Source organism: Frigoribacterium faeni (genome assembly GCF_007988805.1).
Lineage (GTDB): Bacteria > Actinomycetota > Actinomycetes > Actinomycetales > Microbacteriaceae > Frigoribacterium > Frigoribacterium faeni.
Genome location: NZ_BJUV01000034.1, coordinates 24,393 through 31,316 on the forward strand (window position 1 = coordinate 24,393; position 6,924 = coordinate 31,316).

At 70.9% G+C, this 6,924-nt stretch carries 8 protein-coding genes; 5 read left to right on the plus strand and 3 right to left on the minus strand.

Translation table 11 applies throughout. The features are described from left to right. Nucleotides 1–23: 23 nt before the first annotated feature. Nucleotides 24–515 carry a transcription elongation factor GreA gene (gene greA / locus FFA01_RS13335; protein ID WP_146856677.1) on the minus strand — a complete coding sequence of 164 codons (492 nt, stop codon included), beginning with the start codon at nt 513–515 and terminating at the stop codon, nt 24–26. Between the two features lie 133 nt (nt 516–648). Further along, a complete protein-coding gene (locus FFA01_RS13340; RefSeq protein ID WP_167627390.1) occupies nt 649–1,104 on the minus strand; it encodes a DUF4307 domain-containing protein in 456 nt (151 codons plus the stop codon). Between the two features lie 69 nt (nt 1,105–1,173). Between FFA01_RS13340 and mca the strand changes: the two genes are divergently transcribed. Both mca and FFA01_RS16150 read left to right on the plus strand, forming a co-directional pair. Continuing rightward, on the plus strand, nt 1,174–2,067 hold the full coding sequence (gene mca / locus FFA01_RS13345; RefSeq protein WP_182501144.1) for a mycothiol conjugate amidase Mca: 894 nt from the start codon (nt 1,174–1,176) through the stop codon (nt 2,065–2,067). Beyond that, on the plus strand, nt 2,064–2,429 hold the full coding sequence (locus FFA01_RS16150; protein WP_182501143.1) for a hypothetical protein: 366 nt from the start codon (nt 2,064–2,066) through the stop codon (nt 2,427–2,429). The genes mca and FFA01_RS16150 overlap by 4 nt, the downstream gene beginning before the upstream one ends. A 68-nt stretch (nt 2,430–2,497) precedes the next feature. Here the strand turns inward: FFA01_RS16150 and trhA are convergent, their stop codons facing one another. Next, on the minus strand, nt 2,498–3,232 hold the full coding sequence (trhA, locus tag FFA01_RS13355; protein WP_146856679.1) for a PAQR family membrane homeostasis protein TrhA: 735 nt from the start codon (nt 3,230–3,232) through the stop codon (nt 2,498–2,500). A gap of 74 nt (nt 3,233–3,306) precedes the next feature. Between trhA and FFA01_RS13360 the strand changes: the two genes are divergently transcribed. The 3 genes from FFA01_RS13360 to phoH2 all read left to right on the plus strand — a co-directional run bounded on the left by FFA01_RS13360 (nt 3,307) and on the right by phoH2 (nt 6,895). Continuing rightward, nucleotides 3,307–4,095: an isoprenyl transferase gene (locus tag FFA01_RS13360; RefSeq protein WP_146856680.1), complete on the plus strand. Its 789-nt coding sequence runs from the start codon at nt 3,307–3,309 to the stop codon at nt 4,093–4,095. Nucleotides 4,096–4,148: 53 nt separating this feature from the next. Then, nucleotides 4,149–5,276, plus strand: coding sequence for an aminotransferase class V-fold PLP-dependent enzyme (locus FFA01_RS13365; RefSeq protein ID WP_146856681.1), 1,128 nt, complete (start codon nt 4,149–4,151; stop codon nt 5,274–5,276). Nucleotides 5,277–5,521: 245 nt separating this feature from the next. Further along, nucleotides 5,522–6,895, plus strand: a complete 1,374-nt coding sequence (phoH2, locus tag FFA01_RS13370; protein ID WP_182501142.1) for an RNA 5'-3' helicase PhoH2 — start codon at nt 5,522–5,524, stop codon at nt 6,893–6,895. Nucleotides 6,896–6,924 lie beyond the last annotated feature (29 nt).

The following is a 6,924-nucleotide window of genomic DNA, read 5'->3' on the forward strand; positions in this document are numbered from 1 at the left end:
TCGCGGCCGTCAGCGCACGGCCGTCACGGCACGTAGGTGTCGACCGCCGTGATCTCGACGGTGATGTCCTTGCCGTTGGGGGCGGTGTAGCTCGTGGTCGTGCCGACCGCCAGGCCGTTGATGGCCTGTCCGAGCGGGCTGGTCTCGCTGTAGACCGAGAGGTCGCTGTCGCCGGCGATGATCTCGCGGTTGCCGAGGAGGAACGTGCTCGGGTCGCCGGCGATGGTCGCGGTGACGACGGTGCCCGGGCCGACGATGCCGGCGGCGGCGGTGGACTCGCCGACGGTGGCGTGCTTCAGCAGGTTGGTCAACGTGCGGATGCGCGCCTCCATCTTGCCCTGCTCGTCCTTCGCGGCGTGGTAGCCGCCGTTCTCCTTCAGATCGCCCTCTTCGCGTGCGGCCTCGATACGGCTCGCGATCTCGCGGCGGCCCTCGCCGCTCAACGTGGCGAGCTCGGCCTCGAGCCGGTCACGGGCGTCGGTGGTGAGCCAGGTGGTGGCGTTGTCGTTGGTCATGGTGTTCTCCGTTCGTGCGGCGGGCCCTCCGGTGCGCACGAGATCGCACCCTGCGGCGCGGCGATCCCGGGAGGCGCGCCCACCGAAAAAAGGAGACCGGCCGACTGGCCGGTCTCGAGTCATTCAGGGCAGTCTAGGGAAGCCAGCACTGGTAGATCAACCCCGTGACGGCGCGCTCCGACGTGGCGAGCGACGTCGTGTACGACGAGGTGAACTGGGCCGCCGGGGGCAGCTGGACGACCTTCCAGCCGACGATGGCGAACTTGTCGCTCTGGGCCTGGACGGCGCAGGTGACCGGGGTGCCCGCCTCGACGCTGACGGTGTATTGCACGTCGATCTGACGGTCGCTGCCGACCGTGTAGCCGAGGTCGCGGGTCTCGAGCTTGGCGCTGTCACCGTCGAAGGCGGCGAACACGACCCAGGCTCCGAAGACGACCACGAAGGCCGCGGCCATGACGATCGCGATGATCCGGCGGCGCTTTCGGGTGGTCGGAGTCCGCCCGTAGCGGGCGTCGAGGTGCGCGTCGGCCGGGGCGGGTGCGCCGGCCTCGGCCTCGGGCTGCGGGTGTGCGGTGGGCGTGGACGCCACGTGGATCTCCGTCCGATTATCCTTGGGCCAGGGTAGCAACGTCTGCCCTGCACGAATTGCGAGGAACATGTGACCCTGCGCCTGCTGGCGGTCCACGCCCATCCGGATGACGAGTCGAGCAAGGGCTCGGCGACGTACGCCTTCTACCGCAGCCTCGGGGTCGAGGTGCTCGTCGTCAGCTGCACCGGCGGAGAGCAGGGCTCGATCCTCAACGACCAGCTCGAGGCGCGCCATCACGCCGAGCGCGACATCGCGGGCCTGCGGGTCCACGAGATGGCCCGCGCACGCGAGGCCATGGGGATCGACCACCTGTGGCTCGGCTACGCCGACTCCGGACTGCCTCCCGAGGGCGAGCCGGTGGCCCTCAACGGGTTCGCGACCATCCCGCTCGAGACCAGCGCCGAGCCCCTCGTGGCCGTCATCCGCCGGTTCCGTCCGCAGGTCCTCGTCACCTACGACGAGAACGGCGGCTACCCGCACCCCGACCACATCCGCACGCACGAGATCTCGATGGAGGCCTACCGGGCCGCCTCCGACGCCGAGCGCTACCCCTCGGCGGGCGAGCCGTGGCGGATCGACAAGGTGTACTACGACCGCATCATGAACACGGCGCGCATCCGCTCGATGCTGACGCACCTCCAGAAGGCCGAGCCCGAGTCGCCGTTGATCGAGCGTCTGACCGAGATGCTCGAGTGGATGGGCGCGCGGCCCGATCTCGCGACGACGCACGTGCCGTCGTCCGAGTTCTTCCCCGTGCGCGATGCGGCCCTCCGAGCGCACGCCAGCCAGGTGCCGCTCGACAGCGCCTTCTTCTTCTGGCCCCACGAGCTGCAGGTCGCCGCCTGGCCGACGGAGGACTTCCAGCTCATCGAATCGAGAGTCGAGACCACCATGCCCGAGACCGATCTGTTCGCCGGCGTCGTCGACGACGAGACCGGCGTCGTCGGGGCGGTCGCGCGATGACCGCGGTCGGCGACGCGACTCTCGGCGCCGCGGTGCGCCTCCTCGCCCAGCCTCAGACCCCCGACGCGACCCTGCCGGCGTCGACCGTGCCCGACGTCGACGTCACGCCGGGCGTGTGGGGTTTCGTCGCCATCGCGTTCGTGGCGATCGCGACGGTGCTGATCATCGTCGACATGACCCGCCGGGTCCGCCGCACGCGCTACCGCGGCGAGGTCCGCGAACGCATCGAGGCCGAACGCGCCGACGCGTCGACGGACGGCGGACCGGACGTTCGACCCGAGGAGGCGCGTCTCGGCGACGATCCTCGTGGCGACAGCCCGGCGGGCGACGACCCGTCCGCGGGGCCGCAGCAGCGCCTCTGACGCGATCCGCGCCTCCTCGGGGAAGCATGGCCCGGTGCTCGCCGCGCGGTGGGACCCGCGCGACGGGCTCAGAACGTCGGGGGGTTCAGAGCCAGGACGAGGATGCCCGTCCAATGGCACAGGTAGGCGAGCACCGTCAGCGAGTGGAACAGCTCGTGGAACCCGAAGTGCCCGGGGGCGGGGTTCGGCCGCTTGATCGCGTAGAAGACCGCGCCGACGATGTACAGGAGGCCGCCGGTCAGCACGAGCACCGTCATCGCGACGTTCGCGGCGAGCAGGTCGCCGATGAAGCCCAGGGCGCCCACCCCCAGCAGGATGTACAGCGGCACGTAGAGCCAGCGCGGCGCCCCGAGGAAGAACACCCGGAAGAGGATGCCCAGCCCCGCGCCCGTCCAGACCAGGGTCAGCAGCAGGGCCGACGTCGCCGGCGGGAGGGCGATGACGGCGATGGGCGTGTAGGTGCCGGCGATCAGCAGGAAGATGTTCGCGTGGTCGAGGCGCTTCAGGAACCGCTTCGCGCCGGGGCTCCACGGGAACCGGTGGTACGTGGCCGAGATGCCGAAGAGCAGCAGCGACGTCGTCATGAACACGGCGCAGGCCCAGGTCGCGGCGGCGCCGTCGGCGAGGACGACCAGCACGATGCCCGTCGCGATCGCCACGGGGAAGGTCCCCGCGTGGATCCAGCCCCGCCAGGTCGGCTTGCGCTCGATCGAGGCGTAGGCGAGCGAGTCGTCGAGGAGGGGCAGGTTGGGGATGTCCGCCGGAGTGGTCTCGCCCACCCCGTCGCCCACGGGTCGCGTCATCCTCCGAGGGTAGGGGAGCCCCTCGGACGCCGGCCTGGGAATCGGCCCAGCGGACGGTGGGCTACCGTAGCCCTGTGAAGACTCGTCGCCGATCCCCCCTCGCCCGGGGCGTGCTGTACGAGCTCTACCAGAACCGGCTCCGCCGTGAGCTCGACGGCGCCGATCTCCCGCATCACGTCGCGATGATCGTCGACGGCAACCGACGATGGGCGAAGCAGCGGATGCTCGAGACGGCCGCGCACGGACACCGCGCCGGCGCCGCCAAGATCAGCGAGTTCCTCACCTGGTGCGACGACCTGGGTATCCGCGTGGTGACCCTCTACCTGCTGTCCGCCGACAACCTCGGCAACCGCGCCTCCGACGAGCTCACCGAGCTGTTCGGCATCATCGGCGACGTCGCCGACGAGCTCTCGCAGCAGCGCGACTGGCGCGTGCAGCACGTCGGCGCGACCGACGACCTGCCCGAGGGGCTCCGCGGCTCGCTCCGTCGTGCGGCCGAGCGGACCGCCGACAAGAAGGGCCTGCACGTCAACCTGGCGGTCGGCTACGGCGGCCGTCGCGAGATCGCCGACGCCATGCGCAGCATCGTCCGCGAGCACGACGCCAACGGCGGCACCCTCGACGCGCTCGCCGAGGTCCTGACGCCCGAGCTCATCGCCGAGCACCTCTACACGGGCGGCCAGCCCGACCCCGACCTCGTGATCCGCACCTCGGGCGAGCAGCGGCTCAGCGACTTCATGCTCTGGCAGAGCGCGCACAGCGAGTTCTACTTCGTCGAGGCCTTCTACCCCGACCTGCGCGAGGTCGACTTCCTCCGCGCGGTGCGCGACTTCGCCCTGCGGCACCGCCGCTACGGCAGCTGACCCGCCCCGACAGGGCTACGGTTGACGCAGCAACCGCCGCCTAGGAGAACACCGTGACCACCATCGACGACCTCGTCTCGGGCTTCAGCGACGAACCCGGATACTTCGACTTCGCCAAGTGGGGCCCGATCTCGCGTCCCGTGGCGGACGAGGAGCGCGCTCTCGTCGACGTCCAGTCGCGGGCCCGGTTCGGCTCCGAGGTCGCGCTGACCGAGCAGGCCGGGCGGGTGCGGCGGGCGATCTCGTCCGTGGTCGGGTTCCCGACCGACCAGGTGGTCTTCCAGCCGCACACCAGCGCCGGGCTGCTGCACACGATGTTCGGCCTGACCGGCCAGGTGCTCATGTCCCCCCGCGACTACCCGAGCATGCCGCTGGCCGCGACCCGCGCGGCGGCCGCGCTGCGGGTCGTCGAGCCGCTCTGGATGGATCTCGACCACGACGTCGTCACGCCCGCCGTGGTGCAGCGCCACCTCACCGATCGCGTGACCGCCGTCGCCGTGAGCCTCGTCGACTACCGGACGGGGTACCTCGTCGACCTGGAGGGCATCCGACAGGTGATCGGCGACCGACTGCTGATCGTGGACGCGATCCAGGGCTTCGGCGTGGTCGACGCGCCCTACGGCGTCGCCGACGTCGTCGCCTCGGGCGGTCAGAAGTGGGTGAGGGCCGGCTGGGGCACGGGGTTCCTCGCGCTCAGCGAGCGGGCGGCCACCGAGCTCACCCCCGTGTTCAGCGGCGTCGCCGGAACGCAGCTCGCCCTCGGCGGTTCGTATCACGAGCTGCTGCCGCCCTGGCCGGGGGCGGCGGGGTTCCAGGTGACGAACCCCGATCCGATCGCGCAGGCCCGCTTCGCGACGGCCCTCGAGGGCATCGCCTCGGTCGGGGTGAGCGCCGTGTCGCGCGCCGTCGCCGACCGCGCGTCACGAGTGATCGACATCGCCGACGAGTTCGCGGTGCCCGTCGTCTCGCCCCGTGACGAGGCCGAACGGGCCGGCATCGTCGTGCTCCAGCCGGCGCCCGAGCTCATGACCACGCTCACCGCGTCGCTGCTCAACCACGGCATCACCGCGACCGTCCGCGACGACACGGTGCGGCTCAGCACGCATCTCTCGACGGGCGACGAGTCGTTCGAGCTGCTGCGGGGCGCGCTGACCTCGTTCGGGACGACCGTCTTCTACTGATCCGCGCCTCCTCGGCTCGGGGCCTCCGCGCGCGGTCACGCCGCGACCCTCGACGCATGGTCGAGGCTTGTTCACGTATTCGTCACATGACACGGCGCGTCCGTGGATGCGCACCGGCGCGCCGAGTCGTAGGTTCGTGTCATCGGGTAAGGCACCCGATCGAGTCGGCCACGAACGTTCGTCTCGCAACTGCTCCGCGGCCGTCTCAGCCGAAGGTACCGAGCGCAGCAGCGCTCGGAGATGGAGTGGTCGTGACCGCGCTGAACAACCCTCAGACCGAACAGCACAGCACCGCGAACGGCACGAAGGAGGCGCGATCCGGCTCGGTCGCGCAACGCACCTACGTGCTCGACACCTCGGTCCTGCTCTCGGATCCCCAGGCGCTCTTCCGCTTCGCCGAGCACGACGTGGTGCTGCCCGTCGTCGTGATCAGCGAGCTCGAGGGCAAACGCCACGACCCCGAGCTGGGGTACTTCGCCCGACAGGCGCTGCGCCTGCTCGACGACCTGCGACTGCAGCACGAGCGGCTGGACTTCCCGGTCGAGGTCGGCGAGGGCGGGTCGTTCCGCGTCGAGCTCAACCACTCGAACATGTCGGTGCTGCCCTCGGGTCTGCAGCTGAACGACAACGACTCGCGCATCCTCGCGGTCGCGTCGAACCTCGCGAACGACGGGCTCGCCGTCACCGTCGTGTCGAAGGACCTCCCCCTGCGCGTCAAGGCGGCCTCGATCGGCCTGGCCGCCGAGGAGTACCGGGCCGAGCAGGTCGTCGACAGCGGGTACACCGGGCAGGCGGAGATCGACGTCTCGAGCGAGCAGATGGCGACGTTCTACGAGACGGAGAAGCTGAGCTCGCGGGCGCTCGCCGACGTCCCCGTCAACACGGGGGTCGTGGTGCACTCCGAGCGCGGATCCGCCCTCGGCCGCGTCGTCTCGCGCGGCGAGGCCCGACTGGTGCGCGGGGATCGCGACGTCTTCGGGCTGCACGGTCGGTCCGCCGAGCAGCGTCTGGCCATCGACCTGCTGCTCGACCCCGAGGTGGGCATCGTCTCGCTCGGCGGCAGCGCCGGCACGGGCAAGTCGGCCCTGGCCCTCTGCGCGGGGCTCGAAGCGGTGCTCGAGAAGCAGCAGCACAAGAAGATCATGGTCTTCCGGCCGCTGTACGCCGTGGGCGGGCAGGACCTCGGCTACCTGCCGGGCGACGCCGGCGAGAAGATGAACCCGTGGGGGCAGGCGGTGTTCGACACCCTGGGGGCGCTGGTGTCGCAGAACGTCCTCGACGAGATCGTCGAGCGCGGGCTGCTCGAGGTGCTGCCGCTGACGCACATCCGCGGCCGGTCCCTGCACGACGCGTTCGTGATCGTCGACGAGGCGCAGTCGCTCGAGCGGAACGTCCTCCTGACCGTGCTCAGCCGCATCGGGCAGAACTCCCGGGTGGTGCTGACCCACGACGTCGCCCAGCGCGACAACCTGCGCGTGGGGCGCCACGACGGCGTCGCCTCGGTGATCGAGACGCTCAAGGGGCACCCGCTCTTCGCCCACGTGACGCTCACCCGATCCGAGCGGTCGGCCATCGCGGCGCTCGTGACCGAGATGCTGGAGTCCACCGAGCTCATGTGAGGCGCGCGGCGGCCGCCCGCCGCCGCCCG